This is a genomic window from Tabrizicola sp. (assembly GCF_016793705.1).
GTDB lineage: Bacteria > Pseudomonadota > Alphaproteobacteria > Rhodobacterales > Rhodobacteraceae > Tabrizicola.
Genome location: NZ_JAEULO010000070.1, coordinates 1 through 26,503 on the forward strand (window position 1 = coordinate 1; position 26,503 = coordinate 26,503).

Genomic DNA, 26,503 nt, shown 5'->3' on the forward strand with positions numbered 1-26,503 from the left:
GCTGACCTATTCCGACTTCATGGAACGGGTGGACGCCGGTCAGGTCAGCAAGGTGACGCTGGACGGCGAGCGGATCGTGGTGACGGGCAAGGACAGCACCACCTATGTGACGATCAAGCCGCCGGGGGATGTCGTCACCGATAACCTGTCGCGCGACCTGATCGCCAAGGGGGTCGAGGTCGAGGCCGAGCCGCAGGCGCAGTCCGGGTTCGTCTCGGTTCTGCTGAGCTTCCTGCCGTTCCTTTTGCTGATCGGGGTCTGGATCTATTTCATGAACCGGATGCAGGGCGGCGGCCGTGGCGGGGCGATGGGCTTTGGCAAGTCGCGGGCCAAGCTGCTGACCGAAAAGCAGGGCCGGGTCACGTTTGACGACGTCGCCGGGATCGACGAGGCCAAGGAAGAGCTTGAGGAAATCGTGGAATTCCTGCGGAACCCGCAGAAGTTCTCGCGTCTGGGCGGCAAGATCCCGAAGGGGGCGCTGCTGGTTGGCCCTCCGGGTACCGGCAAGACGCTTCTGGCCCGCGCGATTGCGGGTGAGGCGGGGGTGCCGTTCTTCACCATCTCGGGCTCGGATTTTGTCGAGATGTTCGTGGGTGTCGGTGCGTCCCGCGTGCGCGACATGTTCGAGCAGGCGAAGAAGAACGCGCCCTGCATCGTCTTCATCGACGAGATCGACGCGGTGGGCCGGGCCCGGGGCGTCGGCATCGGCGGCGGCAATGACGAGCGTGAGCAGACGCTGAACCAGTTGCTTGTCGAGATGGACGGGTTCGAGGCGAACGAGGGCGTGATCATCATCGCGGCCACCAACCGCAAGGACGTGCTGGATCCGGCGCTGTTGCGTCCGGGCCGGTTCGACCGGCAGATCCATGTGCCGAACCCGGATATCAAGGGGCGCGAGAAGATCCTGTCGGTCCATGCCCGCAAGGTGCCGCTGGGGCCGGATGTGGACCTGCGGACGATTGCGCGCGGTTCGCCGGGGTTCTCGGGTGCGGACCTGATGAACCTGGTGAACGAGGCCGCGCTGATGGCGGCGCGGGCCGGTCGGCGGTTCGTGACCATGATCGACTTCGAATCGGCCAAGGACAAGGTGATGATGGGGGCCGAGCGGCGGTCGATGGTGCTGACGCAGGACCAGAAGGAAATGACCGCCTATCATGAAAGCGGCCATGCCATCGTGGGGATGGCGCTGCCGAAATGCGATCCGGTCTACAAGGCGACGATCATTCCTCGGGGTGGGGCGCTGGGCATGGTGATGAGCCTGCCGGAGATGGACCGGCTGAACTGGCACAAGGACCAGTGCGAGCAGCGCATCGCGATGACGATGGCCGGGAAGGCCGCGGAAATCCTGAAATGGGGTGAGAACTCGGTGTCCAACGGGCCGTCGGGCGATATCCAGCAGGCTTCGGCCCTGGCCCGCGCGATGGTGCTGCGCTGGGGCATGTCGGAGGTGGTCGGCAACATCGACTATGCCGAAGCGGCGGACGGCTATTCCGGCAACACCGGGGGCTTCTCGGTTTCGGCGGAGACCAAGCGCCTGATCGAGCAGGAGGTGAAGCGCCTGATCGACGAGGGCTATGAGACGGCGCGGCGCATCCTGATCGAGAAGAACGAGGAATGGGAGCGGCTGGCCAAGGGTCTGCTGGAGTATGAGACCCTGACCGGCGACGAGATCCGCAAGGTGATTGCGGGCGAGCCGCTGGGGGGCGACGACGGCGCCGATGCGCCTCCGTCCGGTGGGGGCTCGGCTTCGGTCACGGCGATCCCGAAGACCAAGGCGCGGGCCAAGAAGCCCGGACCGGACCCGGAACCGGCGCCGCTTTGATCACCGAAAAGGCCCCGCATCGCCGGGGCCTTTTGCTTTCCCCGCATTGGCTTGTCGGGCATTTGCGTCGCAATCCGCGCGGCGCCGAGAGAAGTGCTCGACGAGCGGTCCGTGGCAGGGGATAGTCCCGGCATCGCCTTCTGGAGACTGGCATGATCTCGGCCTACCTGTCGCATCACAACCGGCTGGAGAAGCTGGACCTTTCTGACCGGCACCTGTCCGAGGCGGTCTGGATCGACCTGGAAGCCCCGACGGAGGCCGAGGAAGACGCGGTGGAAGCGGCGCTTGGCCTGGATATCCCGACGCGCGAGGACATGCAGGAGATCGAGGTTTCGTCCCGCATCTACCGCGAAGGGGGCGTGCTGTTCCTGACCGCGCAGGTCATCGCCAGCCCCGAGGCGCGCGAGGCCGAGATCGGGCCGGTGACCTTCGCCGTCCAGCCCGACCGGCTGGTGACGGTGCATTACCACCACCCGCGCTCGCTGACCTATTTCGCCGACTGGGCTGCGCGCCACGACACGGCGCTGGAAACCGGGCTGGATGCGGCTTTGGGTCTTCTGGAGGCCATCGTCGATCGGCTGGCCGACATTCTGGAGGGTGAGACCCGGCAGCACGAGGCGCTGGCGAAGGCGATCTTCGCGGCGCATCGCCCGTCCGGCAAGGCCGAGACCTTGCAGGTGGTCTTGCAGCGGATCGGGCGGGCCGAGGCGATGAACGGCAAGGTCAACGAAAGCCTGGCGACGGTGCTGCGGCTGCTGACCTACCTGACCTCTACCCCCGAGGCGGCGGACGGGCCCTGCCTGCACGCCCGGCAGATGCCGATGGCGCTGGCGCAGTTGCAGGACTTGCGGTCCCTGCGCGAGGTGGCGGCGGCGCAGGCCGACAAGGTGCGGTTCCTTCTGGATGCGACGCTGGGGGTGATCAACATCCGGCAGTCGGACGTGATCAAGATATTCTCGGTCGTGGCCTTCGTCTTCCTGCCGCCGACGCTGATCGCCAGCATCTACGGGATGAACTTCAAGCACATGCCCGAACTGGACTGGACCTGGGGCTATCCGATGGCGCTGGGGCTGATGGTGATCTCGGCGCTGGTGCCCTGGCTTTTGTTCAAGTGGAAGAAATGGCTGTGACCGGACCGACGACGAAGGATTGGGACCCCGCCCGCTATGGGGCTTTCCGCGACCTGCGGCTGCGGCCGGCGCTGGATTTGCTGGCGCAGGTGGGGGAGCTGCCGTCGGGCGATGTGGTGGACCTTGGCTGCGGCGACGGGGCGGTGGCCGAGGCGCTGGCGGCGCGGTTCAGGCCGGATCATCCGCTGATCGGCGTGGATTCCTCGGCTGCGATGCTGGAGAAGGCCGCCGAGCGGATGACGCAATGGGAAAACCCGCTCTACAGCCGCCTGAAGCAGGCGGACATTGCGCTTTGGGCGGCGGAGACGCCGCCCGCGCTGATCTTCTCCAACGCCGCGCTGAACTGGCTGCCGGATCACGCGAGCCTGATGCCACGGCTGGCGGGGATGCTGGCGCCGGGCGGGGTGCTGGCGGTGCAGATGCCGCGGCAGGAAGCGGCGGCGTCGCACCGGCTGCTTCGAGAAGTGGCGGAGCGGCTGTTTCCGGGGCGCTTCCCGGCGAAGCCCGCGCCGGTTTTGCCCGCAGGGGACTATGCGCGTATGCTTCTGCCTCTGGGCGAGGTCCGGGCCTGGACGACCGACTATGTCCAGATCCTCGACCCCGTGCCGCAGGGCCATCCGGTCCGCGCCTTCACCGAAAGCACCGCGATGCGGCGTTTCGTGGAAGGATTGACCGAAGCCGAAGTGGCGGCCTACGTCTCCGCTTATGACGAGGCCCTGCCCGAGGCCTATCCGGCGCTGCCCGACGGGCGGGTGCTGTTTCCCTTCACCCGCGTGTTCTTCATCCTGGAGCGTTCCTGATGCCCCCGTTGATCCCCACCACTCACAGCGCCCGCGTCACCTGGCTGGGCTACCAGCCGGTGCCGGTGGAGAAGCTGGTGATCACCTCGGCGCCGGTGGGGGAGATGCCGCTGAGCTTCGCCGGGTTCGAGGGCGAGGTCCATGCCGGGCTGACCCGCCCCTCGTGCTCGCGCGTGCTGAAGCTGTACCCACGCGATACCGAGATCCGGAACGTGCGCCAGTTGAGCATTGTCAGCGCCGAGGAGATGGCGGAGGTCGCGCGGGACATGGGGCTGGAGGCGATGGACTATGCCTGGGTCGGGGCCTCGCTGGTCGTGGAAGGCATCCCGGATTTCAGCCATCTGCCGCCCTCCAGCCGGTTGCAGGGGCCGGACGGGGTGACGCTGGTCGTCGACATGGAGAACCTGCCCTGCCAGGAGCCCGCGGTGACGATCGAGAAGGCGCGACCGGGGTTGGGCAAGGGGTTCAAGCCGGCGGCCGAAGGCAAGCGCGGGGTGACCGCCTGGGTGGAGCGCGAGGGCATCCTGCGGCTGGGCGATGAGCTGCGCCTGTTCATCCCGGCGCAGCGGGGCTGGGAGCCGGAGCGCGTGGAATAAGCGTTCCGGAATTAGGGCGTTTCATGTAAACGTTCCACAGTTTCGTATCGGAAACACGGCAGGGCGAATTTCGCGGGTTTCAGGTCGGAAACCGCCTTCGGGAAGTGCCCCCGGCCCGCTATCACGTCGCAAATGGCACAATCCGCCCCGTGGGAGACACACATGGCCTTCAAGACCGACATCGAGATTGCGCGCGAAGCGAAGAAGAAGCCGATCATGGAGATCGGTCAGAAGCTCGGCATTCCCTCGGAGCATTTGCTGCCCTATGGCCATGACAAGGCCAAGGTGAGCCAGGAGTTCATCAAGTCATTGTCCGGCAAGAAGGACGGCAAGCTGATCCTCGTCACCGCGATCAACCCGACCCCGGCGGGCGAGGGCAAGACCACGACCACCGTGGGCCTGGGCGACGGGCTGAACCGGATCGGCAAGAAGGCGGTGATCTGCATCCGCGAAGCCTCCTTGGGCCCGAACTTCGGGATGAAAGGTGGCGCGGCCGGCGGCGGCATGGCGCAGGTCGTGCCGATGGAGGAGATGAACCTTCACTTCACCGGCGACTTCCACGCGATCACCTCGGCCCACAACCTTCTGTCGGCGATGATCGACAACCACATCTACTGGGGCAACGAGCTGAACATCGACGCCCGCCGGGTGGTGTGGCGCCGGGTGATGGACATGAACGACCGCGCGTTGCGCGACATCGTCGTCAACCTCGGCGGCGTGTCGAACGGCTTCCCACGCCAGACCGGGTTCGATATCACGGTCGCCTCGGAAGTCATGGCGATCCTTTGCCTGTCGAACGACCTGGAAGACCTGCAGAAGCGGCTGGGTGACATCGTGGTGGCCTACACCCGCGAGAAGAAGCCGATCTACTGCCGCGACATCAAGGCCGACGGCGCGATGACCGTGCTGTTGAAGGACGCGATGCAGCCGAACCTGGTGCAGACGCTGGAAAACAACCCGGCTTTCGTCCACGGCGGGCCCTTCGCCAACATCGCCCACGGCTGCAACTCGGTCATCGCGACCAAGACCGCGCTGAAGCTGGGTGAGTATGTGGTGACGGAAGCGGGCTTCGGTGCTGACCTGGGCGCCGAGAAGTTCTTCGACATCAAGTGCCGCAAGGCCGGGCTGAAGCCCTCGGCGGCGGTGATCGTGGCCACGGTCCGCGCGATGAAGATGAACGGCGGGGTGGCGAAGGCCGACCTTGGCGCCGAGAACGTGGAGGCCGTGAAGAAGGGCTGCCCGAACCTTGGCCGCCACATCGCCAACGTGAAGTCGTTCGGCGTGCCCGTCGTCGTGGCGATCAACCACTTCTACAGCGACACCGATGCGGAAGTGGCGGCGGTGAAGGCCTATGTCGCCGAACAGGGTGCCGAGGCGATCCTGTGCAAGCACTGGGCCAATGGCTCGGCCGGGATCGAAGACCTGGCGAAGAAGGTCGTTTCGCTGGCCGAAAGCGGCTCGGCCAACTTCGCGCCGCTCTATCCTGACGAGATGCCGCTCTTCCAGAAAGTCGAGACCATCGCCAAGCGTATCTACCACGCCGACGAGGTCATCGCCGACAAGTCGATCCGCGACCAGTTGAAATCCTGGGAAGCAGCGGGCTACGGCAACCTGCCGATCTGCATGGCGAAGACGCAGTACAGCTTCACCACCGACCCGAACGTCCGCGGCGCGCCGACGGGCCATTCGGTGCCGGTGCGCGAAGTGCGGCTGTCGGCGGGCGCAGGCTTCATCGTGGTGATCTGCGGCGAGATCATGACCATGCCGGGCCTGCCCAAGGTGCCGTCTGCCGAAGTGATCCGGCTGAACGATCAGGGTCAGGTCGAGGGGCTGTTCTGAGTAGAGCCGGAGGAGCGGGGGCCAGCCCCCGCACCCCCGGGATACTTGTGGACAGAAAATGGGGTTTCCGGGAAGGGGCGGCTGTTCTAAGGAAGAGCCGACTTTTCAGGGGGCAGGGATGCTGAAACCCGCAGATTGCACGACAATGGCCGAGATCAGGGCCGAGATCGACCGGCTGGACGAAGACCTCGTGCGGCTGTTCGCGGAACGGGCGGGCTATATCGACCGCGCGGCGGAGATCAAGGCCGAGGTCGACCTGCCAGCACGGATCGGAAGCCGGGTCGAGGAGGTGGTCGGGAATGTTCGCCATCATGCCGAGACCTACGGATTGCCGCCCGATCTGGTGGAAAAGCTGTGGCGGCGGCTGATCGACTGGTCCATCGCCCGCGAGGAAAGCCGGTTGGGGCCGGACAGTCTGCGGAAGGGGTAAAGACGGGATGACCGCAACGCTGATTGACGGCAAGGCCATCGCGGCCCGGATGCGGGACGAGACGCGCGCCGAGGCCGGGCGGTTGGCGGCTCTCGGCTGGGCGCCGAGGCTGGTGTCGATCTCGGTCGGCGACGTGGCGGCGGCGGAACTGTATGTCCGGAACCAGCAGCGGTCGGCGGAAGCGGCGGGCGTGGGGTTCGAGGCGCGGAACTATCCCGAGTCGATCAGCCTGGAGCAGTTGCAGGGCGTGCTGGCCGGGCTGAACGCCGACCCGCGGGTGAACGGGATCATCATCCAGCGCCCCCTTCCGGCGCATATCCCGGTGAAGGCGCTGCAAAAGGCGGTGCATCCGATGAAGGATGTCGAGGGGATGCATCCCTCCTCCATCGGCAACATTGTCTACAACGACCTGACGCTCGGCCCCTGCACCGCCGTGGCGGCGGTGGAGATATTGAAGACGCTGCCCCTGAAGATGGAGGGGCTGGATGTCTGCGTGATCGGGCATTCGGAGATCGTGGGCAAACCGATTGCCTTCCTGATGATGGGGCTGGGGGCGACCGTGACGGTCTGCCACCACATGACCCGGCAGGTCGCAGTGCATTCCCGCGCGGCGGATGCGGTCTTCGTGGCGGTGGGCAAGCCCGGTCTGGTCAGGGGCGAGATGCTGAAACCGGGCGCGGCGCTGATCGACATCGGGATCAACCGGGTCGAAGGGCGGACGGTCGGTGACGCGGATTTCGCCAGCTGCGCCGAGGTGGCGGGCTGGATCACGCCGGTTCCCGGTGGGGTCGGGCCGGTGACGGTGGCGATCTTGATGAAGAACGCGGTGCTGGCGACGGCGATGCAGATGGACCATTACCGCACGGCCTTTGCCGCAGCGGTTTGAACGGAGGGAACGGGATGACGGCCAAGGTGATCGACGGCAAGGCCTTTGCGGCGGGTGTGCGGGCGCAAGTGGCGGCGCATGTGACGCGGCTGAAGGAGGAGAACGGCATCCAGCCCGGGCTGGCCGTGGTGCTGGTGGGCGAAGACCCGGCCTCGAAGGTCTATGTGAAGAACAAGCACGCCTCGACCATCGAGGTCGGGATGGCATCATTCGAACATCGGCGGGATGCGTCCATCAGCGAGGCGGAGCTGCTGGCGCTGATCGACCAGTTGAACGCGGACCCGAAAGTGCACGGGATTCTGGTGCAGCTGCCGCTGCCGGGCCATCTGAATTCGGAGCTGGTGATCAACCGGATCGATCCGGCGAAGGACGTGGACGGATTCCACATTTCGAACGTCGGCTTGCTGGGAACGGGGCAGAAGAGCATGGTGCCCTGCACGCCGCTCGGTTGCCTGATGATGCTGCGGGATCATCATGGCAAGCTTGCCGGGCTGAACGCTGTGGTGGTGGGCCGGTCGAACATCGTTGGCAAGCCGATGGCGCAGCTTCTTCTGGGCGACAGCTGCACGGTGACGATCGCGCATTCGTGGACGAAGGATCTGGCCGAGGTCTGCAAGCGGGCGGATATCCTGGTGGCGGCGGTCGGGCGGCCCGAGATGATCACCGGCGAGATGGTGCGTCCGGGGGCCACGGTGATCGACGTCGGCATCAACCGGATCGAGCGCGACGGCAAGGCGAAGCTGGTCGGCGACGTGCATTACGAAAGTGCTGCGGCGGTGGCGGGGGCGATCACCCCGGTGCCGGGCGGGGTCGGGCCGATGACCATCGCCTGCCTCTTGGCCAACACGCTGACCGCCTGCTGCCGGGCGAATGGCCTCGCCGAGCCGGAGGGGCTGACGGCTTGAGCAAGTCTAAAAATTTTCGCGAAAATTTTTGGACTTGGGTCAGCGCGGCATCGGAATGGCAAGGACGCGCGGGCCGGTGAGGATGGCCAGCGCGTCCCTTGCCATCAGGGCAGTGAGCGTGGCGTCATGCGCGCGAAGGCCACCGGTGTAGGTGCCGTAGGCGGGCAGGATCAGGCGTTGGGCGTCGGCGAGGAAGCAGGGCCGCGACCGACCGGCAAGGCTGGCCTTGGGGTGGTAGTGGCCTGAGATTTCGGCCCTTTCCTGCGGTTCGGCGATGTGGCGGAAGGTGAAGGGCGTGAGCTTGAGGTCTGCCCGGTGGCTGCCGCCGATCTCGATCGGGCCGGGGTCGTGGTTGCCGGTGATCCAGGTCCAGTTGCGCCCGGCCATCAGGCGGATGAGCCAGAGGCGGGAGGCTTCCTCGATCCCGTCGGCGGCGGCGAGGTCGTCGAAACTGTCGCCGAGGCAGATGACGGTGGTCGCGCCGGTGGCTTCGAGGTCGCGGTCGAGTTTTTCCAGCGTGGCTTGTGTCTCGTAGGGAGGCAGCAGGGTGCCGCCGCGGCGGGCGAGGCGTTCGGATTTGCCGAGGTGGAGGTCGGAGACGGCGAGGGTGTTCCGCGCGGGCCAGTAGAGGCCGCCAGAGGGCAGGAGGTGCAGCGTCTCGCCGTGGAAGAAGAGCTTGTGCATTTGGGGTGAATGCCCCGGCGGTGCGTGGGTGGCAAGGGCGGAGCCTCCGGCGGGGATATTTGCGCCAGTATGAAAGGGTCAGGCGAGGCCTGCGGCCTCCATCAGCGCTTGCGCTTGCGCGGCGGCGAGGCGGTCGCGGCCTGCGCCTTCGACGGGGACGCGGCCGGGTTCGAAGAACAGGGGTGCGGCGAGCGGGGTGACGCGGTCGAGGCGGATGAGGTCGATGTTTGGGCCGACGCGGGCGAGGCGCTGTTCGATGCGGGAGAAGTCGATCAGGCCGCGGAGGGCTTCCTCGCGGGTGATCCTGAGGAGCAGGTGGTCCGGGTCGTAGCGGCGCAGCGTGTCGTAGAGGATGTCGGAGGAGAAGGTGGCCTGCCGCCCGGTCTTGCGGCGGCCCTGGTGGGTGCGCTCGATCAGGCCGGAGATGATCGCGGTGTTGCGGAAGGTGCGCTTCATCACGGCGTTGCCGGAGAGCCAGGTTTCGAGGCCATCGCGGAGGGTGGCGAGGTCGAAGAGGGGGGCGGGGTCGGTGACGGGGTCGAGGCCCCAGATCAGCGTCGCATAGTCGGTGGCGACGAAGCCGAGAGGGGCAAGACCTTGGTATTCCATCTGTTTCGTGACGAGGAGGCCGAGGGTCTGCTGGGCGTTCCTGCCCGCGAAGCCGTAGACGCAGAGGTGTTCCCGGCCGTCGTGGGGGAAGCTTTCGAGGAGCAGGGAGCGGGGGTCGGGGAGGCGGGAGACCTCGCGCTGTTTCGCCAGCCACCAGGCGGTGTGGGCGGGGAGGTCGGGCCAGCTCTCCTGCTGGAAGATCTGGAGGATGCGGTCGGTGAGGAGGGTGGAGGTCGAGAACTTGGTGCCGGAGAAGACGGCGACTTTCGGGTCACGGCCGGGGCTGCGGGAGACTTCCACAGTCATTTCGCGCAAGGATTCGTAGCGGACGACCTGTCCGCCGATCAGGAAGGTGTCGCCGGGGGTGAGGGAGGCGGCGAAGTCTTCCTCGACCTCGCCCAATGGGGCACCCTGGTTGCGGAGGCGGACCTTCAGGAGATCGGTGTCGATGATCGTGCCGAGGTTCTGGCGGATGAGGGCGGCGGCACGGGGGTCGCGGAGGTGCCATTTGCCGTTCGTCTGCTTCAGGCGTTGCCAGCGGTCATAGGCTTTCAGCGCATAGCCGCCGGTTGCCACGAAATCGAGGCAGGCTTCGAATTCCTGCTTGGTGAGAAGGGCATAGGGGCCTGCGGTGGTGACTTCCGCGTAAAGCTGGTCCGCGTCGAAGGGCCCGGCGCAGGCGGTGGCGAGGATGTGCTGGCAGAGCACGTCCTTCGGTCCCGGGCCGCGGGGTTCGCCGTCGAGCGTATGGGCGCGGACGGCGTCGAGGGCGGCCTGGCATTCCACCACCTCGAAGCGGTTGGCGGGGACGAGGAGGGCCTTGGAGGGGGCGTTGTAGCGGTGGTTGGCGCGGCCGATGCGCTGGACGAGGCGTTTGACGTTCTTCGGGGCGCCGACCTGGATGACGAGGTCCACGTCGCCCCAGTCGATGCCGAGGTCGAGCGAGCCGGTGCAGACGATGGCGCGCAAGGCCCCGTCGGTCATGGCTTTCTCCACCCGTTCGCGCTGTTCGCGGGAGAGGGAGCCGTGGTGGATGCCGATGGGGAGGTCCTCGATGTTCTGTAGCCAGAGGTCGTGGAAGAAGATTTCGCATTGGGCGCGGGTGTTGTGGAAGATGAGCGTGGTCTTGTGGCGGGTCACTTCGTTCAGGATGGCGGGGATGGCGTAGCGGCCGCCGCCGCCGGACCAGGGGGGCGGGGCCTCGGTTTCCAGCATCGAGATGTCGGGGTCGGGGCCGGGGTCGGCCTGGAGGATCGTTGTCGAGGGGCTGAGGAAGCGGGCCAGTGCGGGCGGGTTTTCCACGGTGGCGGAGAGGCCGATGCGGCGGAGGTTCGGGTTCAGGCTCTGCAGGCGGGCGATCTGCAGGGTGAGCTGGTCGCCGCGTTTGGATTCGGCGAGGGCGTGGATTTCGTCGATGATGACCCGTTGCAGCCCTGCGAAGATGCGGGGGGCGTCTTCGTAGCTGAGGAGGAGGGCGAGGCTTTCCGGCGTGGTCAGCAGGATATGCGGCGGGTCGGCGCGTTGGCGGCGGCGCTGGGTGTAGGAGGTGTCGCCGGTGCGGTCCTCGACGCGGATCTGAAGGCCCGCGCCTTCGATGGGGGTTCTGAGGTTGCGGCGGATGTCGGCGGTGAGCGCCTTGAGCGGGGAGACGTAGAGGGTGTGGAGGCCGGGGGGCGGGCTCTCGCCCAGCTCGGCGAGGGTGGGCAGGAAGCCGGCGAGGGTCTTGCCGCCGCCGGTGGGGGCGATGAGGAGGGTGGCGGGGTCGTCCGACCGGGCCAGCATGTCCTGTTGGTGGGGATGCAGGGTCCAGCCCTTGGCGGCGAACCAGTCGGAAAGGGCGGCGGGGAGCGGCGTCATGAAGGAAGAGATACTGCGGCGGGGCGGGTTGGGGAACGGGGTGAGACGTCAGGGGCTGACCTTTGACGGCGAATCGCCAGTGGTGAGGGATGCTCGGGCGTCGGTGGAGGCGAAGAATTTTCGGCGAAAATTCTTCTTCTCGGGCGGTTTTTCCGGGTGTGCCGGGGAATGTGGGGAGCTTCGGCCTTTCGGAGAAATTTCTTCCCCGGATGCTGCCAATTCGCTTGCCGGAACCCGGCCTCCCGCCTAATCGGGGCGGATGAGACTGCTTTTCCTTGGCGATGTCGTGGGCCGGTCGGGCCGGACGGCGGTGACCCTTCGGCTTCCCGGTCTGCGGGCGGCCTGGGGATTGGATTTCGTCGTGGTCAACGGCGAGAACGCGAGCCAGGGGGCGGGGATCACCGGGGACCATGCGAAGGAATTGCTGGCGGCGGGGGCGGATTGCCTGACGCTGGGCGACCATGCCTTCGACCAGAAGGACATGCTGAGCTTCATCGAGCAGGAGCCGCGGATCGTGCGGCCGCTGAACTTCTCCAAGGTCGCGCCGGGCCGGGGCGCGCGGGTGTTCGAGGCGACGCAGGGGCGCAAGGTGCTGGTGACGCAGGCGCTGGGGCAGGTGTTCATGAAGCGGCCCTTCGATGATCCCTTCAGCGCGCTGGAGGTGGTGTTGAAGCAGCATACGCTAGGGGGCGTGGTGCAGGCGGCCATCGTCGATTTCCATGCCGAAGCCACGAGCGAGAAGATGGGCATGGGGCATTGGTGCGACGGGATGGCCTCGCTGGTCGTCGGCACGCATACCCATGTGCCGACGTCCGACACGATGATCCTGGCGAAGGGCACGGCCTATCAATCGGATGCGGGCATGTGCGGGGACTATGATTCCGTGATCGGGATGGAGAAACTGGAGCCGCTGCGCCGCTTCCTTACGGGCATGGCAAAGGGGCGGTTTGAGCCGGCGAATGGCGAGGCGACGCTTTCCGGCGTGTATGTAGAGACGGACGACAGGACAGGTCTGGCGACGAAGGTGCGGATGATCCGCATCGGTGGGCGGTTGCAGGAGGCCCTGCCGTGACGGTCGACGCGGGGTTCGAGGTTGCTGGCCCCCCACCCCCGGCCCAACCCCACGGGGGGGAGGGGAGGCACTTGCGACCAGCCGCGGACCAGAGGACAGGCTCTTGGGTGCCGGGGCGATGGTTCTTGGTGGGTGTTCTGGTCTGGCTGGGGGTTGGCTGGGGCTCGACGCATCCGCTGGGCAAGATCGCGACGGAGACGGGTCACGGGCCGTTCGGGTTGATCTTCTGGCAGCAGGTGGTGATGGTCGCGGTACTGGGCGCGATTGCGCTGGTCCGGCGCAAGGGGATGCGGCTGACCGTCCCGGCGATGCGGTTCTACGTGATCGTCGCAGTGCTGGGCACGCTGATCCCGAACGGCACTTTCTATGTCTCGGTCGCGCATCTGCCGGCGGGGATCATGTCGATCATCATCGCGACCGTGCCGATGCTGGCCTTCCCGATGGCGCTGGCTTTGGGGATGGATCGTTTCTCGGCACTGCGGCTGGCGGGGCTGGCGCTGGGGCTTCTGGGCGTGGCGCTGCTGGCGGCCCCCGGTGCGGCACTGCCGGATGCGGCGATGGCGGCCTGGCTGCCGGTGGCGCTGGTCGGGCCCTTGTTCTATGCCATCGAGGCAACCTATGTGGCGCATCGGGGCACGCAAGGCATGGACGCCTTGCAGGCGATGCTGGGGGTAAGCCTGACCGGGCTGGTCCTGTGCCTGCCGGTGATGCTGCTGCTGGGACAGGGCTATTCACCGCTGCCCCTGGGTCGGGACGATGCGGCGCTGGCGCTGTCCTCGGCGCTGCACGCGCTCCTCTACGCCACCTATGTCTGGCTGGCGGCGACGGCGGGGTCGGTGTTCGCGGCTCAGGCGAGCTATCTGGTGACGGGGGCGGGAATGATCTGGGCGATGGTGCTTCTGGGTGAGCGGCCTGCGCCTATGGTCTGGCTGGCGCTGGTGGTGATGCTGGCCGGTGTGGCGCTGGTGCAGCCGCGCGGGCGGGCGGGGAAAGCGGTGGCGGCCTGATGTTCGGTATCTCGATCCCTGCGGAGGCCGCGCCCTGGGTGGCGATGGCGATTCTGGTGGTGATGTTCGTCCTGTTCGTGCTGGAGCGGACGCCGGTCGAAGTGACGGCGATCGGCGGCGCTGCGCTGATGCTGGTCCTGGGAATCCTGCCGGTGAAGGAGGCGACGGAGGTGCTGGCCAACCCCGCACCCTGGACCATCGCGATGATGTTCCTGGTCATGGGCGGTCTGGTGCGGACCGGCGCGGTCGAGGCGGTGGTGGGCGCCGTCACGCGCCATGCGGGGGATCGTCCGAAGTCGACGGTCGCGGTGCTGATCGGAGCGGTTGCCGTCGCTTCTGCCTTCATGAACAACACGCCGCTGGTCGCCGTGATGATCCCGGTGGTGATCCAGCTGGCGATCCGGATCGGTGTGGCGCCGTCGAAACTGCTGATCCCATTGTCCTACATGACCGTGCTGGGGGGGATGATCACGCTGATCGGAACCTCGACCAACATCCTGGTGGACGGCGTGGCGGCGAAGGAGGGGCTACGGCATTTCGGCCTGTTCGAGATCGCGCCACTTGGGATTGCGGTCACGCTGGCGGGGGGTGCGTTCCTGGCGCTGTTCGGCGGGCGGCTGCTGCCGGACCGGCAGTCTATGGGGGTGCTCTTGAACGACCGGCGGAAGATGAAGTTCTTCACCGAGGTCGCAGTGCCCGAGGACAGCCAGTTGATCGGCCAGCCGGTGCTGGACATCGACATCTTCAAGCGCGACGGGGTCCGGGTGATTGACGTGCTGCGGGGCGACGCCTCGCTGCGGCGCGACCTGGCGCCGGTGACGCTGGAGGCCGGGGACAGGGTGGTCCTGCGCACCGAGATGACAGAACTGATGGGCCTGCATGCCCGCAAGGACGTGCATCTGGTGGACAAGCTGTCCTCGGTGAAGACCGAGACGGTGGAAGTGCTGATCGGCCCCGGCTGCCGGATGGAGGGCAACCGGCTGGGCGACCTGCGGCTCCGGCGGCGCTATGGGGTCTATGTGCTGGCGGTGCACCGGCACAACCAGAACATCGGACGGCAGCTTGACGATCTGGTCGTGCGGGTGGGGGATACGCTGCTTCTGGAGGGCACGGTCGAGGACATCCAGCGACTTGCGGCGGACATGAGCCTGCTGGACGTGAACCGGCCGCGGGTGATGGCCTTCCGGCGCGACAAGGCGCCGATCGCGCTGGCGGCGCTGGCGCTGATCGTCACGCTTTCCGCGCTGGACCAGGCGCCCATCCTGCCGCTTGCGCTGCTGGCGGTCGCGGGCATCCTGATCACGCATTGCGTCGACAGCGACGAGGCGTTCGGTTTCGTCGACGGGCGACTGCTTGCGATGATCTTCGCCATGCTGGCCGTGGGCGAGGGGCTGGACCAGTCCGGCGCGGTGGAGCTGATCGTGAACGGAGTCGCGCCCTGGCTGGCGGGGCTAGGCCCGTTCCTCTTGATCCTTGCGGTCTATTTCCTGGGCCTGGTGCTGACCGAGTTCCTGTCGAACAACGCGGTGGCGGTGATCTATACGCCTGTGGCGATCCAGCTGGCCGAGCGGCTGGGCCATGACCCGCGGCCCTTCGTGGTGGCGGTGATGTTCTCGGCCACGCTCGCCTTCGCGACGCCGGTGGGCTACCAGACCAACATGATGGTCTACGGGCCAGGGGGCTATCGCTTCAGCGACTTCACCAGGGTGGGGCTGCCCCTGAACATCATCGTCATGCTGGTGGCTTCCGCCCTGATCCCGCTGATCTGGCCGCTGTAGGCGCACGGGCTTGCCCTTGCCGCGCCTGCGGGTGTAGAGGGGCGCATCACCGAAATGGGACCGAGGTAAGGCCATCATGGCAGGCCATTCGAAATGGGCGAACATCCAGCATCGCAAGGGCAAGCAGGACAAGCTGCGCTCCAAGGCGTTTTCCAAGCTGTCGAAGGAGATCACCGTCGCGGCCAAGATGGGGATGCCCGACCCCGACATGAACCCGCGCCTGCGGCTGGCCATCAAGGCGGCGAAGGCGGTGTCGATGCCGAAGGACGTGATCGACCGGGCGATCAAGAAAAGCCAGATGGGCGACGGGGCGGATTACACCGAAATCCGCTATGAGGGCTATGGGGTCAACGGGATCGCGATCATCGTCGAGGCGATGACCGACAACCTGAACCGCACCGCGTCGAACGTGCGGAGCTATTTCACCAAATGCGGCGGGAACCTTGGCACAACCGGCTCGGTCGCGCACAGCTTTGACCGGGTGGGCGAGATTTCCTATCCCGCCTCTGCCGGGTCGGCGGACGAGGTGATGATGGCGGCTCTGGAGGCCGGGGCCGATGACGTCGAAAGCGACGAGGACGGCCACTGGATCTATTGCAAGGTCGAGAACCTGCCGGAAGTCTCGGATGCGCTGGAGAAAGCGCTGGGCGAGTCGACGGAATCGAAGCTGGTCTGGAAGCCGCAGGTGTTGACCGAGGTCGACCTGGAGACCGCGCAGAAGCTGATGCGGCTGGTCGACCTTCTGGAAGAGGATGACGACGTGCAGGCGGTGACGCACAACTTCGACGTCCCCGAAGATGTCGCAGCGCAGCTCTGATCGCGGTCGGCGCAGGCCGCGCGATACAATGAACAGGTTTCAGGCCGGTGGCACCAGGGCGCTGCCGGCCTTTTGTCTGATCGCGGCCGTCACCGGGGCGAGGACGGGTCCGGCAAGCCGGGTGAACTGCCAGTAGAGTTCCACGTCGAGCGCGGTGTCGGGCAACAACTCGACCAGCGCGCCCGAGGCGAGATGCGGGGCGACCAGCGGCTCGGGGTTCACGCCCCAGCCGAGACCGGCGAGACAGGCGTCGACAAAGGCCTGCGACGAGGCCATGCGGTGCGTGGGCAGGGCCTGGCGCCGCCGTTTGAAATGGCGGTCGGCCCAGCGGGCCTGCAACTGGTCCTGATCCGAGAAGGTCAGGGTCGGCGCGGCCAGCAGCGCCGGGGCGGTGACGCCATCGGGAAACCAGCGCGCGACAAAAACGGGAGAGGCGGTCGCTCGGTAGGGCAGGAGGCCAAGCGGGATCGTGTCGCAGCCTTGCAGCGGGCCGGGATGCGAGGTGATGGCGGCCACAACCTCGCCACGTCGCAGCCAGTCCTGGCTGACATCCTGATCGTCGATCACGAGGTCGAAGAGAAGGCCCGAGGTCGCGGCAAGGGCGGGGATGACCCAAGTGGCGAGGCTGTCGGCGTTGACGGCGATGCGCAGGGTGGCCGGGCCGGGCGCAAGGCCGGGAAGGTCGGCGGCAAGGCTGCGTTCCAGAAGCGCGATCTCGTCATGGTGGCGGATCAGGCGGAGGCCGGTCTCGGTGGCGGCGCAGGGCTGGCCGCGGCGGATCAGGAGGGTGCCGGTGACCTCTTCCAGCGCCTTGATCCGTTGGCTGACGGCCGAGGGGGTGACATGCAGCTCGGTCGCCGCAAGGTCGAAGGACCCGCGGCGATGGACGGCGGCAAGGGCGGCAAGCTGGGCAGGGTCGAGCATTAGCGTGACTTATGTTGCAAGAAAAAGATTAAGTGGATTGTTGTCGCGGCGCGCGGTAGCCGTCAACCATGAAGGTAAGGGGTTGGTGATGTTTCAAGCGGCGGTGAACGGTTATCTGGTGGCGCTGAGCCTGATTCTGGCGATCGGGGCGCAGAATGCCTTCGTGCTGCGGCAGGGGCTGCGACGCGAGCATGTGGCGGCGGTGGTGGCGGTCTGCGCGCTGTCGGACGCGGTGCTGATCGCGGCGGGGGTGGCGGGGTTCGGCTCTCTCAGCGCGGCGGTCCCGTGGTTCGGCGAGGCGATGCGCTGGCTGGGGGTGGTGTTCCTGGCGGTCTACGGCGCGCTGCGGTTCCGGGCGGCGCTGCGGGGCGGGGAGGCGCTGAAACCGACCGAAAACGGGACGGCGCCGCTGGGGAAGGTGCTGGCGACCTGCCTGCTGCTGACCTGGGCCAATCCGCATGTCTATCTGGACACGGTGGTGCTGATCGGGTCGATCTCGGCCCAGTATGATCCGTATCAGCTGGCCTTCGGGGTGGCGGCGGTCTGTGGCAGCTTGAGCTTCTTTGCGGCGCTGGGCTTCGGGGCGCGGCTGCTGGCGCCGGTCTTTGCGCGGCCTGCAGCCTGGGTCTGGCTGGAGGTCGGCGTGGGCCTGACGATGTGGGGCATCGCGGCGGGGCTGGCCTTCGGGGGGTGAGCTGTGTCCACGCAGGACAGGCGGAGCGTGTCCCGTGATTTCAAGTGCTTGGCTGTGGGCGTTCAGAAAAGCTTTACCCTGTTCGCACGGTCTGGACCTAGTATCGCCCCGCCGGTGGCGCTAAGCCGGGGGTGAGCGGCGCGGCTAGCAAGGTCTGGCAAGAGCGTGCGCGGCGCGCGAGGGGAGAGCTGGACAATGGCAGAGGACATGCGGCACTGGACGGCGCGGGAGCGGCCTTCGGCGCGGGTCATCGAGGGGCGCTTTGTGCGGCTGGAGCGGCTGGACCCCGCGCGGCATGGCGAGGGGCTTTACGAGGCTTCGGCGACAGGGGAGGCGGAACAGAAGTTCCGCTGGTTGCCCGAGGCGCCGCCGAGCGACCGGGAGAGTTTCCGGGCCTGGGTCGAGAAGGTGGCGGCGAGCGAGGACCCGCTGTTCTATGCGGTGATCGACAAGGCCTCGGGTCAGGTCGCCGGGCGGCAGACGCTGATGCGGATCGATGCGGCCAACGGGGTGATCGAGATCGGCAATATCTACTGGGGGCCGCTGATGGCGCAGCGCCCGGCGGCGACCGAGGCGCTGTATCTGTTCGCAAAGCATGTGTTCGACGATCTGGGCTACCGGCGCTTCGAGTGGAAGTGCAACGACGACAACCTGCCGTCGAAGAAGGCGGCGGCGCGGTTCGGATTCACCGCCGAGGGGGTGTTCCGGCAGCATCTGGTGGTGAAGGGGCTGAACCGGGATACGGCCTGGTTTTCCATCATCGACAAGGAATGGCCGGCGTTGCGGCAGGCCTATGAGGCCTGGCTTCAGCCTGCGAATTTCGACGCCGAGGGTCGGCAGAAGCGGCGGCTGGAGGAGTTTCGGTCCGAGTTCGGGGTGGAGGCCGGGGCCTGAGGTCATGAGTGCGGTGCAGGCGAGCGATCTGGGGCGGCCCTTGGAGGGCGCGCTCTGGATGATGGGGGCTGGGCTGTCCTTCGTGGGGGTGAACGGGATCGTCCGTTACCTGGGCACCGAATTGCCCGCAGCGCAGTCGGCGTTCATCCGGTTCGGGTTCGGCTTGCTGTTCCTTCTCCCGGCCCTTTGGGCGATGCGCGGGATGCGCTTCGCGCCGGGGGTGGGGCGGATGTTCCTCGGGCGCGGGGCCTTGCATGTGGTGGCGGTGATCCTGTGGTTCTACGCCATGGCGCGGGTGCCGGTGGCGGAAATGGCGGCGATCGGATTCCTGGGGCCGGTGATGGTGCTGGTGATCGGCGGGCTCTTGCTGGGCGAAGGCCTGGGCGCGCGGCGGATCGCGGCGGTGCTGGTGGCGGTCGCGGGCGGGCTGATCGTGCTGCGGCCGGGGGTGCGGGAGCTGAGCCTCGGACATCTGTCGCAGCTGGGGGCGACGGTGTTCTTTTCCATGAGCTACATCATCGCCAAGCGGCTGAGCCGTGAGGCCCCGGCCTCGGTCATCGTGGGGGTCCTGTCGGTGACGGTGACGCTGGGGCTTCTGCCGCTGGCGGTGGCGCAGTGGCAGCCGGTGCGCTGGGAACAGGTCGGCTGGCTGGCCTGCGTGGCGGGGCTGGCGACGCTGGGGCACTATGCGATGGCGCGGGCGTTCCGGGCGGCTCCGCTGGCCGTGACGCAGCCGGTGACCTTCCTGCAACTGATCTGGGCGGCGCTGCTGGGCGCCCTGGCCTTCGGCGAGCCGGTGGAGCCCTGGGTCATGGCGGGGGGCGCGCTGATCATCCTGGCGATCAGCGCGAACACCTGGGCCGAGGCGCGACGTGAGCGGGTGGGGCTGGTGGCTGCGGACGATCTGTAGGGGCGTTGCGCCAGACGGCGGGGCCGCGAGCGGACTGGTGAGGGGGCGTTGAGGGCTTTTGCCTAGCTTCCCCCGCCGAGGCGTTCCCGCGGAGGTTCCTGATGCCCGACGATACGACGATCCTGTCGCTGCCCCTGATCCTTCCGGCGCAGGCGCAGAAGCATGTCACCCACAACGAGGCGCTGGTGAAGCTGGACCTGATGGTGCAGCTGGCGGTGATCAACCGGACGCTGACCGCTCCGCCGCCGCTGCCGGTGATCGGCGACCGGCATATCGTGGCGGCGGGGGCGACGGGGAGCTGGATCGGGCAGGCCGGGCGGATCGCGATGTACACGCAGGCGGGGTGGCAGTTTACCCAACCCCTGCCGGGCTGGCAGGCCTATGTGATGGCGGAAAGCCAGATGGCCTTTTTCAATGGACTGACCTGGATCGCGCTGTCGGACGGGCCGTTCGCGGTGGGGCGGCTGGGGGTTTCCGCCACGCCGGATGCGACGAACCGGCTGGCGGTGTCCTCTCCCGCGACGCTTCTGAACCATGCGGGGTCGGGGCACCAGCTGAAGCTGAACAAGGCGGTGGGATCGGACACGGCGAGCCTTCTGTTCCAGACGGGGTTCGGCGGGCGGGCCGAGATGGGGACGGCGGGGTCGGATGACTTCAGCGTCAAGGTTTCGGCGGATGGCTCGGCCTGGTCGGTGGCGATGGTCGCAGGCGCCGCGACGGGCGAGGTGACGCTGCCGCAGCCGGTGCATCTGGGCGGGCAGGCGGTGGACCCTGCGGCGCCGGTGGACGGGACGCTTTGGCTGAACACGACGACGGGCGAAGTGAAGGTGCGGTCGGCCGGGGCCACTCAGGTGGTGGGCGGCGGGGGCGGGGGCGTCAGCGATGGCGACAAGGGGGATATCTCGGTCGCGGGGTCGGGCACGGTCTGGACCATCGACGCGGGGGCGGTGTCCCTGGGCAAGCTCGCGGACGTGGCGACCGACAGCTTCCTGGGCCGCGACAGTGCGGGGACGGGGAGCCCCGAGGCACTGACGGTGGCGCAGGCGCGGGGCATCCTGAACGTGGCGGACGGGGCGACGGCGAACGCGGCGGATGCGGCGCTGCGCGATCGCGCGACGCATACCGGGACGCAGGGTGCCGCCACGATCACCGGGCTGGCGGCGGTGGCGACGAGCGGGTCGGCGGCGGATCTGACGGCGGGCACCCTGCCTGCGGCACGGTTCGACGACACGGCGCACGGGTCGCGGGCCGGGGGCGGCTTGCACGCGGTGGCGACGGGCGCGGCTGCGGGGTTCATGGCGGCGGCGGACAAGGCCAAGCTGGATGCAATCAGCGGGACCAACACCGGAGACCGGACGATCACGCTGACGGGGGATGTCACGGGATCGGGCACGGGGTCGTTCGGGGCGACCATCGCGGCGGGTGCGGTGACGAACGTGAAGCTTGCCGATGTGGCATCGGGTACGATCAAGGGCCGGGTGACAGCGGGCACGGGGGCGCCGGAGGACCTGACGGGCATGCAGGCGACCGCGTTGCTGGATGTGTTCGATGCGGTGGCGAAGGGGCTGGCCCCTCCCTCGGGCGGGGGAACGGTGAACTTCCTGCGGGCGGACGGGAGCTGGGCGGCGCCTGCGGGCGGTGGCGGTGGCTCTCCGGGCGGGGCGAGCGGCGCGCTGCAATACAACAGCGCCGGGGCCTTCGCGGGGGCGGCGGATGTGGAGATCGAGGGGGGGCAGTTGCGGTTGAACGCGGTGGCTTCTCCCGGCGTCCCGGCGGCGGGCGGGGTGAAGCTTTACGGGACCGACTATCTGGGCCCGACGCGGCTTGGCTTCCTGGGGCCGGACGGCAAGGTGCGGTTGCTCCAGAACGACCTGGGCGAGTTCAGCGTCCAGCGCTTCCAGCCTGCTGCCGGGTTGAACAGCCTGGTGGGCGAGAACAGTCTGAACCTGACAGTGATGGGGACCGCCACCGCGGCGGCCACGGCGATCACCCGGCTGCATGTGATGAAGCCGCGACTGGATGTGCTGGTGACGACGGCCTCGGCGACGGCGATTGCGGGGATCAGGCCAAACGCCGCCGCAGCGGGCCGCCCGGTCCGGGTCGGGCGCGACGCGAACGCCCCCGGCGGCTTCCTTGTGCGCTTCGTCTGGGCGCCCGCGACGGGGGTGTCGAACGCCTCGCACCGGGCGTTCTGCGGGCTGGACGGGACGACGAACACGCCCACCGATGTCGAGCCATCGGGCAGCACCAGCAACACCGGGATCGTCGGCATGGGCTGGGATGCGGCGGATGCCAACATCCAGATCATGCACAACGACACCTCTGGCACGGCCACGAAGATCGACCTGGGGTCGAGCTTCCCGGTGCCCTCGACCGACCGGGGCGAGGTCTACGAGGTGCAGCTTTACAGCCCGAACAGCCTGACGCAGTCGGTCAGCTACCGGGTGATCCGCTACGACACGTCCGACAACACGGTCCTGGCCGAGGCGACGGGCACGATCACCACCAATCTGCCGCCGGTCGGCACGCTGCTGGGGCCGCATATCCGCATGAGCGTGGGGGGCGTGTCCTCGGTCGTCGGCATTGCCTGCATGGGTATCCTGATCGGGAGGGAGTATTGAGATGAGGCTGCATGTCCTTTTCACCAAAGACGGCATCCCCGGCTGGATCGGCAGCGCCCCGCGCGCGGGCAGCGAGCCGGTCGAGGGGCTGACCATCGAGTTCCTGGCCGCGCATCGCCGGACGGCGAAGGGCAACTGGGTGGCGCGCGCGATCCCGGAGCCGGTGGCGCCCACGCCCGAGGAGATCGCGGCGGAAGCGGAGGCTGCATATGCGGCGGCGCTGGAGGCGCGCGACCAAGCCCTGCGCGAGGCGCTGGCCGCCGAGGCCGACCCGCAGTTCTTCCGCTGGCAGCGCGGCGAGGCGGAGAGGGAGGATTGGCTGGCCGCGGTCGCTGCCGTGAAGGCGCGGTTTCCGAAGCCGGAAAAGCCCTGACAGTCCGGCGGCCGTCCGAAAGGGCGGGCCGTTTCAGTCGGCCCCGGCCAGTCGCGCATCGTTTGACAGCCCGGCGTGCCCTGCATAGACATGCCCTCGGCTTCACGGGAAGGCGGCACGATGCGCATAGCGATGATCGGAACGGGATATGTCGGGCTGGTCTCGGGGGCGTGCTTTTCCGATTTCGGGCATGACGTGATCTGCGTCGACAAGGATGCCGGAAAGATCGAGCGGCTGCGGCGCGGCGAGGTGCCGATCTTTGAGCCGGGGCTGGAGGGGCTGATCGCCAAGAATGCGGCGGCGGGGCGGCTGTCTTTCACCACCGATCTGGTGGCGGCCGTCGACGGGGCCGACGCGGTGTTCATCGCGGTCGGCACGCCGGTCCGGCGCGCCGATGGTCATGCCGACCTGAGCTATGTAATGGGGGCTGCGGAGGAAATCGGACGGGCGCTGACCGGCTATGCCGTCATCGTCACCAAGTCGACGGTCCCGGTCGGCACCAACCGCAAGGTGGCCGAGGCGGTCCGCGCCGCCAATCCGGCGGCAAGTTTCGATGTCGCCTCGAACCCGGAATTCCTGCGCGAGGGCGCGGCGATCGACGATTTCATGCATCCCGACCGGGTGGTGGTGGGGGTCGAGACGGTGCAGGCGCGCAAGGTGATGGCCGAGCTTTACCGCTCGCTGGCGCTGCGCGAGTTTCCGATGGTCTATACCGGGCTGGAAAGCGCCGAGATGATCAAATACGCGGCGAACGCCTTCCTCGCGACCAAGATCACCTTCATCAACGAGATCGCCGCCCTGTGCGAGAAGGTGGGCGCCGACGTGAAGACGGTCGCGCGCGGCATCGGCATGGATGGGCGCATCGGCGACAAGTTCCTGCATGCAGGCCCCGGCTATGGCGGAAGCTGTTTTCCCAAGGATACCAAGGCCCTCGCGCGGATCGGGCAGGACCATGCGGTGCCGATGCAGATCGTCGAGACGGTGATCAAGGTCAACGAGGAGGTGAAGCGGCGGATGATCGACAAGATCGTCGACCTCTGCGGCGGGTCGCTGCGCGACAAGACCATCGCCGTGCTGGGCGTGACCTTCAAGCCGAACACCGACGACATGCGTGATGCACCGTCGCTGACGATCATCCCGGCGCTGGTCGGCGCAGGGGCGCGGGTGCGGATCAGCGACCCGCAGGGCCGCCACGAGGGCGAGGCGCTGTTGCCCGGGGTGAAATGGATCGAGAACCCCTATCAGGCGGCGAACGATGCCGACCTGCTGGTGCTTCTGACCGAATGGAACGAGTTCCGCGGCATCGACCTGGCCAAGATCGCCCGCAAGATGGCAGTGCCGCAGATGGCCGACCTGCGCAACGTCTACGACCCGGCAGAAGTGCGCGAGGCGGGGTTCAAAGCTTACGTCGGTGTCGGACGCTGAGCACGGGCCGCCTCGGACAAGGCCGCAGTCTTCCTGTCGGACAGGCATCGTCAATCCTTCGGCTTTGCGGAAAATCGCGGTCAATCGCCGCGATTGCGCCGTGATTGCGGCATCAGCCGACCCGCCCGCCCCGGCACCCTTGGCCTTGGGTAAATGGGTGTGACTGGGGCCGGAAGTGATCAGCTTTCAGGTTATGGAAACGTTCACGGCAGCGCCGCTGAACATGGTGTCGGGTATTTCGGATCTGGAGCTTGTGGTGCAGGAGGGGAGGACCCTCCTTTACACCGCGACGCGGGCCGGGGGCGGAGTGCTGGCGCTGGAGATCGACGGCGCGATGGGGCTCGTCGACCAGGAGCTGATTGCGCCGGGACTGGCCCTGCCGGCCGAGGCCGAGATCGAGCGGGTGGTGATCAACGGCACGCCGCATCTGATCGTCAGCGGGGCGAACCAGGCCGGGGTGCAGGCCTATGCCATCGCGGGCGACGGGTCGCTGGCCGCCGCAATGCAGCTGCCGGGCAGCCTGTCCGGCGCGCTGGCGGCGCAAAGCGTGGTGCAGGTCGGTGGGACGACCTATTTCTACGCCGCCCGGATGGGGGAAAGCACGATCCACTGCTATGCGGTCGCGACCAACGGCAGTATGGTTCTGGTCGGCTCGCGGGTGATCGACGGGCCGCATAGCGGGGTCGACACCGCCGCGCTGACCCCGGTCACGGTGGGCGGGAACCGCTTTCTGGTCAGCCTGTCGCTGGAGGCCGACGTGGTCCGCGCCTTTCCGGTGGCGGCGAACGGGACGCTGGCGGCGCCGACGTTCATCGGCGCGCCGCAGGGGCTGGGGATTGCCGACCCCTCGGCGGTGAAAGTGGTCGAGTTGGCGGGGACGACCTATCTGCTGGTCGCCTCGGCGGGCTCGTCCTCGATCAGCGTGATCGCCCTGGGGGCGGACGGGTCGATGCAGGTGGCCGACCATGTGATCGACACGCTGGATACCCGCTTTCAGGGCGTGCAGGCATTGGCGACGGCGCAGATCGGCGACCGGGTCTTCGTGATCGCGGGCGGCGGCGACGACGGGCTGACGGTGATGGTGCTGACGCCCGAGGGGCGGCTGCTGGACTGCGGGCAGATGCTGCAACTGCCGGGCCTGGCGCTGGACAACATCACCGCGATGACGGCACGGGCCATTGACGGGATGATCGAGCTGTTCGTCACCGGCGAGGGCACGGGGATCACCCGGTTGCAGATCGACCCCGGCAGTCTGGCACCGATCCAGACGGGCGGGCCGGATGCGGCAGAGTTGTGCGGGACCTCCGGGGCCGACATGATCCTGGGCGGTGACGGGGATGAACTGGTGCAGGGTGGCGCGGGGTCCGACATCCTGGGCGACGGCGCGGGCTGCGATACGCTGTTCGGGGGCGCGGGCGACGATCTTTTCGTGCTGTCGGCAGATGGCAGTTATGACCGGATCGCCGATTTCCAGCTGGGGATCGACCGCATCGACCTGTCGCCCTGGGGTCCCATCCATTCGCTTGCCGCGCTGACCATCACCGCGACGGCGACCGGCGCTCTGATCGCCTGGGGCGACGAGGTGCTGGAACTGGTGACGCCGAACGGATTGCCGCTTCTGCCTGGCAGCTTCCGGGCGGGAGATTTCATCGGGCTCTGGCACGCGCTGCCCGCCGCGCCGGAGCTGCCGAACGCGGTCTTCGGCAGCAATCAGCCGGACCTGCTGCCCGGGACCGGGGCTGACGAGATGTTCGTGCTTTCCGCCGGGGCGGATACGATCCTGGGTGGGGACGGGTTCGACTGCATCGTGCTTTCGGGCGCGACCGCGGGGGTGCGGGTCAGCCTCGGCAGCTCGAACCTGGGCACCAATATTGCCAGCGGGCAGACCTATGTCTCGATCGAGGGGATCATCGGATCGGACTTTAGCGACCATCTGATCGGCAATGCCGGGGACAACCGGATCGAGGGGCGCGACGGCAATGACCGGCTGATCGGCGGCGCTGGCGCGGACAGCCTGTTCGGCGGTCTTGGCAACGATCTGCTTTACGGTGGCGCGGGCGCCGACTTGCTGGACGGCGGCCTCGGGAGGGACCGGGCAATCTACCGCGATGCGGCCACCGGGCTGGTGGCTGACCTTGAGCTTCCGGTGCGCAACAGCGGCGACGCGGCGGGCGACAGCTATGCGAGCATCGAGGATCTTGAAGGGACGGCGTTTTACGACACCCTTGGCGGCGATGCGCAGGCGAATGCGATCTACGGGCTGGACGGGAACGACCGCATTGAGGGGCGGCTGGGCAATGACAGCCTCTACGGCGGCGAGGGCGACGACACGCTGTCGGGCGGCGAGGGGGCTGACCGGCTGGACGGCGGCAACGGCTTCGACATCGCCAGCTTCGAGACTGCGGCGACCGCGATCCGTCTTGATCTCCT

The 26,503-nt window shown here is 67.6% G+C and carries 21 protein-coding genes and 1 pseudogene; 19 read left to right on the forward strand and 3 right to left on the reverse strand.

Annotated elements, in window-relative coordinates; translation table 11 throughout:
- Position 1 precedes the first annotated feature (1 nt).
- From ftsH to folD, 8 genes are all read left to right on the forward strand, one after another.
- Entirely contained in the window at positions 2 to 1,822 is a 1,821-nt protein-coding gene (gene ftsH / locus JNJ68_RS19070) for an ATP-dependent zinc metalloprotease FtsH (protein WP_294985266.1), read from the forward strand.
- Positions 1,823 to 1,974: 152 nt separating this feature from the next.
- Positions 1,975 to 2,952, forward strand: coding sequence for a magnesium transporter CorA family protein (locus JNJ68_RS19075; RefSeq protein ID WP_294985270.1), 978 nt, complete (start codon positions 1,975 to 1,977; stop codon positions 2,950 to 2,952).
- Complete coding sequence (locus JNJ68_RS19080) at positions 2,943 to 3,752, forward strand: methyltransferase domain-containing protein (protein ID WP_294985273.1); 810 nt, start codon at positions 2,943 to 2,945, stop codon at positions 3,750 to 3,752. The genes JNJ68_RS19075 and JNJ68_RS19080 overlap by 10 nt, the downstream gene beginning before the upstream one ends.
- On the forward strand, positions 3,752 to 4,348 hold the full coding sequence (locus JNJ68_RS19085; protein WP_294985275.1) for an MOSC domain-containing protein: 597 nt from the start codon (positions 3,752 to 3,754) through the stop codon (positions 4,346 to 4,348). Before JNJ68_RS19080 ends, JNJ68_RS19085 begins: the two co-directional genes overlap by 1 nt.
- Before the next feature lie 162 nt (positions 4,349 to 4,510).
- Entirely contained in the window at positions 4,511 to 6,187 is a 1,677-nt protein-coding gene (locus JNJ68_RS19090; protein WP_294985278.1) for a formate--tetrahydrofolate ligase, read from the forward strand.
- 118 nt (positions 6,188 to 6,305) lie between these two features.
- A complete protein-coding gene (locus tag JNJ68_RS19095) occupies positions 6,306 to 6,617 on the forward strand; it encodes a chorismate mutase (protein WP_294985280.1) in 312 nt (103 codons plus the stop codon).
- Between the two features lie 7 nt (positions 6,618 to 6,624).
- Positions 6,625 to 7,503: a bifunctional 5,10-methylenetetrahydrofolate dehydrogenase/5,10-methenyltetrahydrofolate cyclohydrolase gene (locus JNJ68_RS19100; protein ID WP_294985282.1), complete on the forward strand. Its 879-nt coding sequence runs from the start codon at positions 6,625 to 6,627 to the stop codon at positions 7,501 to 7,503.
- A 14-nt stretch (positions 7,504 to 7,517) separates the two neighbouring features.
- Positions 7,518 to 8,408: a bifunctional methylenetetrahydrofolate dehydrogenase/methenyltetrahydrofolate cyclohydrolase FolD gene (gene folD, locus JNJ68_RS19105; protein ID WP_294985284.1), complete on the forward strand. Its 891-nt coding sequence runs from the start codon at positions 7,518 to 7,520 to the stop codon at positions 8,406 to 8,408.
- A 39-nt stretch (positions 8,409 to 8,447) separates the two neighbouring features.
- On the opposite strand, the gene pdeM is transcribed toward folD, so the two are convergent.
- Positions 8,448 to 9,092 carry a ligase-associated DNA damage response endonuclease PdeM gene (gene pdeM, locus JNJ68_RS19110; RefSeq protein WP_294985287.1) on the reverse strand — a complete coding sequence of 215 codons (645 nt, stop codon included), beginning with the start codon at positions 9,090 to 9,092 and terminating at the stop codon, positions 8,448 to 8,450.
- Between the two features lie 78 nt (positions 9,093 to 9,170).
- The gene (locus JNJ68_RS19115; protein WP_294985290.1) at positions 9,171 to 11,558 is read right to left on the reverse strand and encodes a ligase-associated DNA damage response DEXH box helicase; all 2,388 of its coding nucleotides are present in this window, start codon (positions 11,556 to 11,558) and stop codon (positions 9,171 to 9,173) included.
- 259 nt (positions 11,559 to 11,817) lie between these two features.
- Between JNJ68_RS19115 and JNJ68_RS19120 the strand changes: the two genes are divergently transcribed.
- The 4 genes from JNJ68_RS19120 (at position 11,818) to JNJ68_RS19135 (ending at position 16,232) form a co-directional block, all read left to right on the forward strand.
- Positions 11,818 to 12,630, forward strand: coding sequence for a TIGR00282 family metallophosphoesterase (locus tag JNJ68_RS19120; RefSeq protein ID WP_294985293.1), 813 nt, complete (start codon positions 11,818 to 11,820; stop codon positions 12,628 to 12,630).
- Between the two features lie 128 nt (positions 12,631 to 12,758).
- Positions 12,759 to 13,637 (forward strand): DMT family transporter, encoded by an 879-nt coding sequence (locus tag JNJ68_RS19125; RefSeq protein WP_294985357.1) that lies wholly within the window; start codon positions 12,759 to 12,761, stop codon positions 13,635 to 13,637.
- A complete protein-coding gene (locus JNJ68_RS19130) occupies positions 13,637 to 15,415 on the forward strand; it encodes an SLC13 family permease (protein WP_294985295.1) in 1,779 nt (592 codons plus the stop codon). The genes JNJ68_RS19125 and JNJ68_RS19130 overlap by 1 nt, the downstream gene beginning before the upstream one ends.
- Before the next feature lie 76 nt (positions 15,416 to 15,491).
- Positions 15,492 to 16,232, forward strand: a complete 741-nt coding sequence (locus JNJ68_RS19135; RefSeq protein ID WP_294985298.1) for a YebC/PmpR family DNA-binding transcriptional regulator — start codon at positions 15,492 to 15,494, stop codon at positions 16,230 to 16,232.
- A 39-nt stretch (positions 16,233 to 16,271) separates the two neighbouring features.
- On the opposite strand, the gene JNJ68_RS19140 is transcribed toward JNJ68_RS19135, so the two are convergent.
- Positions 16,272 to 17,156, reverse strand: a complete 885-nt coding sequence (locus tag JNJ68_RS19140) for a LysR family transcriptional regulator ArgP (protein WP_294985301.1) — start codon at positions 17,154 to 17,156, stop codon at positions 16,272 to 16,274.
- Between the two features lie 88 nt (positions 17,157 to 17,244).
- Between JNJ68_RS19140 and JNJ68_RS19145 the strand changes: the two genes are divergently transcribed.
- From JNJ68_RS19145 to JNJ68_RS19480, 7 genes and pseudogenes are all read left to right on the forward strand, one after another.
- Positions 17,245 to 17,850, forward strand: coding sequence for a LysE/ArgO family amino acid transporter (locus JNJ68_RS19145; protein ID WP_294985303.1), 606 nt, complete (start codon positions 17,245 to 17,247; stop codon positions 17,848 to 17,850).
- A gap of 195 nt (positions 17,851 to 18,045) precedes the next feature.
- On the forward strand, positions 18,046 to 18,744 hold the full coding sequence (locus tag JNJ68_RS19150; RefSeq protein ID WP_294985305.1) for a GNAT family protein: 699 nt from the start codon (positions 18,046 to 18,048) through the stop codon (positions 18,742 to 18,744).
- A gap of 4 nt (positions 18,745 to 18,748) precedes the next feature.
- Positions 18,749 to 19,654 carry a DMT family transporter gene (locus JNJ68_RS19155; protein WP_294985308.1) on the forward strand — a complete coding sequence of 302 codons (906 nt, stop codon included), beginning with the start codon at positions 18,749 to 18,751 and terminating at the stop codon, positions 19,652 to 19,654.
- A 101-nt stretch (positions 19,655 to 19,755) separates the two neighbouring features.
- The gene (locus JNJ68_RS19160) at positions 19,756 to 22,275 is read left to right on the forward strand and encodes a DUF2793 domain-containing protein (RefSeq protein WP_294985310.1); all 2,520 of its coding nucleotides are present in this window, start codon (positions 19,756 to 19,758) and stop codon (positions 22,273 to 22,275) included.
- A 1-nt stretch (position 22,276) separates the two neighbouring features.
- Positions 22,277 to 22,648 (forward strand): hypothetical protein, encoded by a 372-nt coding sequence (locus tag JNJ68_RS19165; protein WP_294985312.1) that lies wholly within the window; start codon positions 22,277 to 22,279, stop codon positions 22,646 to 22,648.
- Between the two features lie 120 nt (positions 22,649 to 22,768).
- A complete protein-coding gene (locus tag JNJ68_RS19170; RefSeq protein ID WP_294985314.1) occupies positions 22,769 to 24,073 on the forward strand; it encodes a UDP-glucose/GDP-mannose dehydrogenase family protein in 1,305 nt (434 codons plus the stop codon).
- A gap of 1,186 nt (positions 24,074 to 25,259) precedes the next feature.
- A pseudogene (locus JNJ68_RS19480) lies at positions 25,260 to 26,447 on the forward strand (hypothetical protein); the annotation flags it as partial.
- Positions 26,448 to 26,503 lie beyond the last annotated feature (56 nt).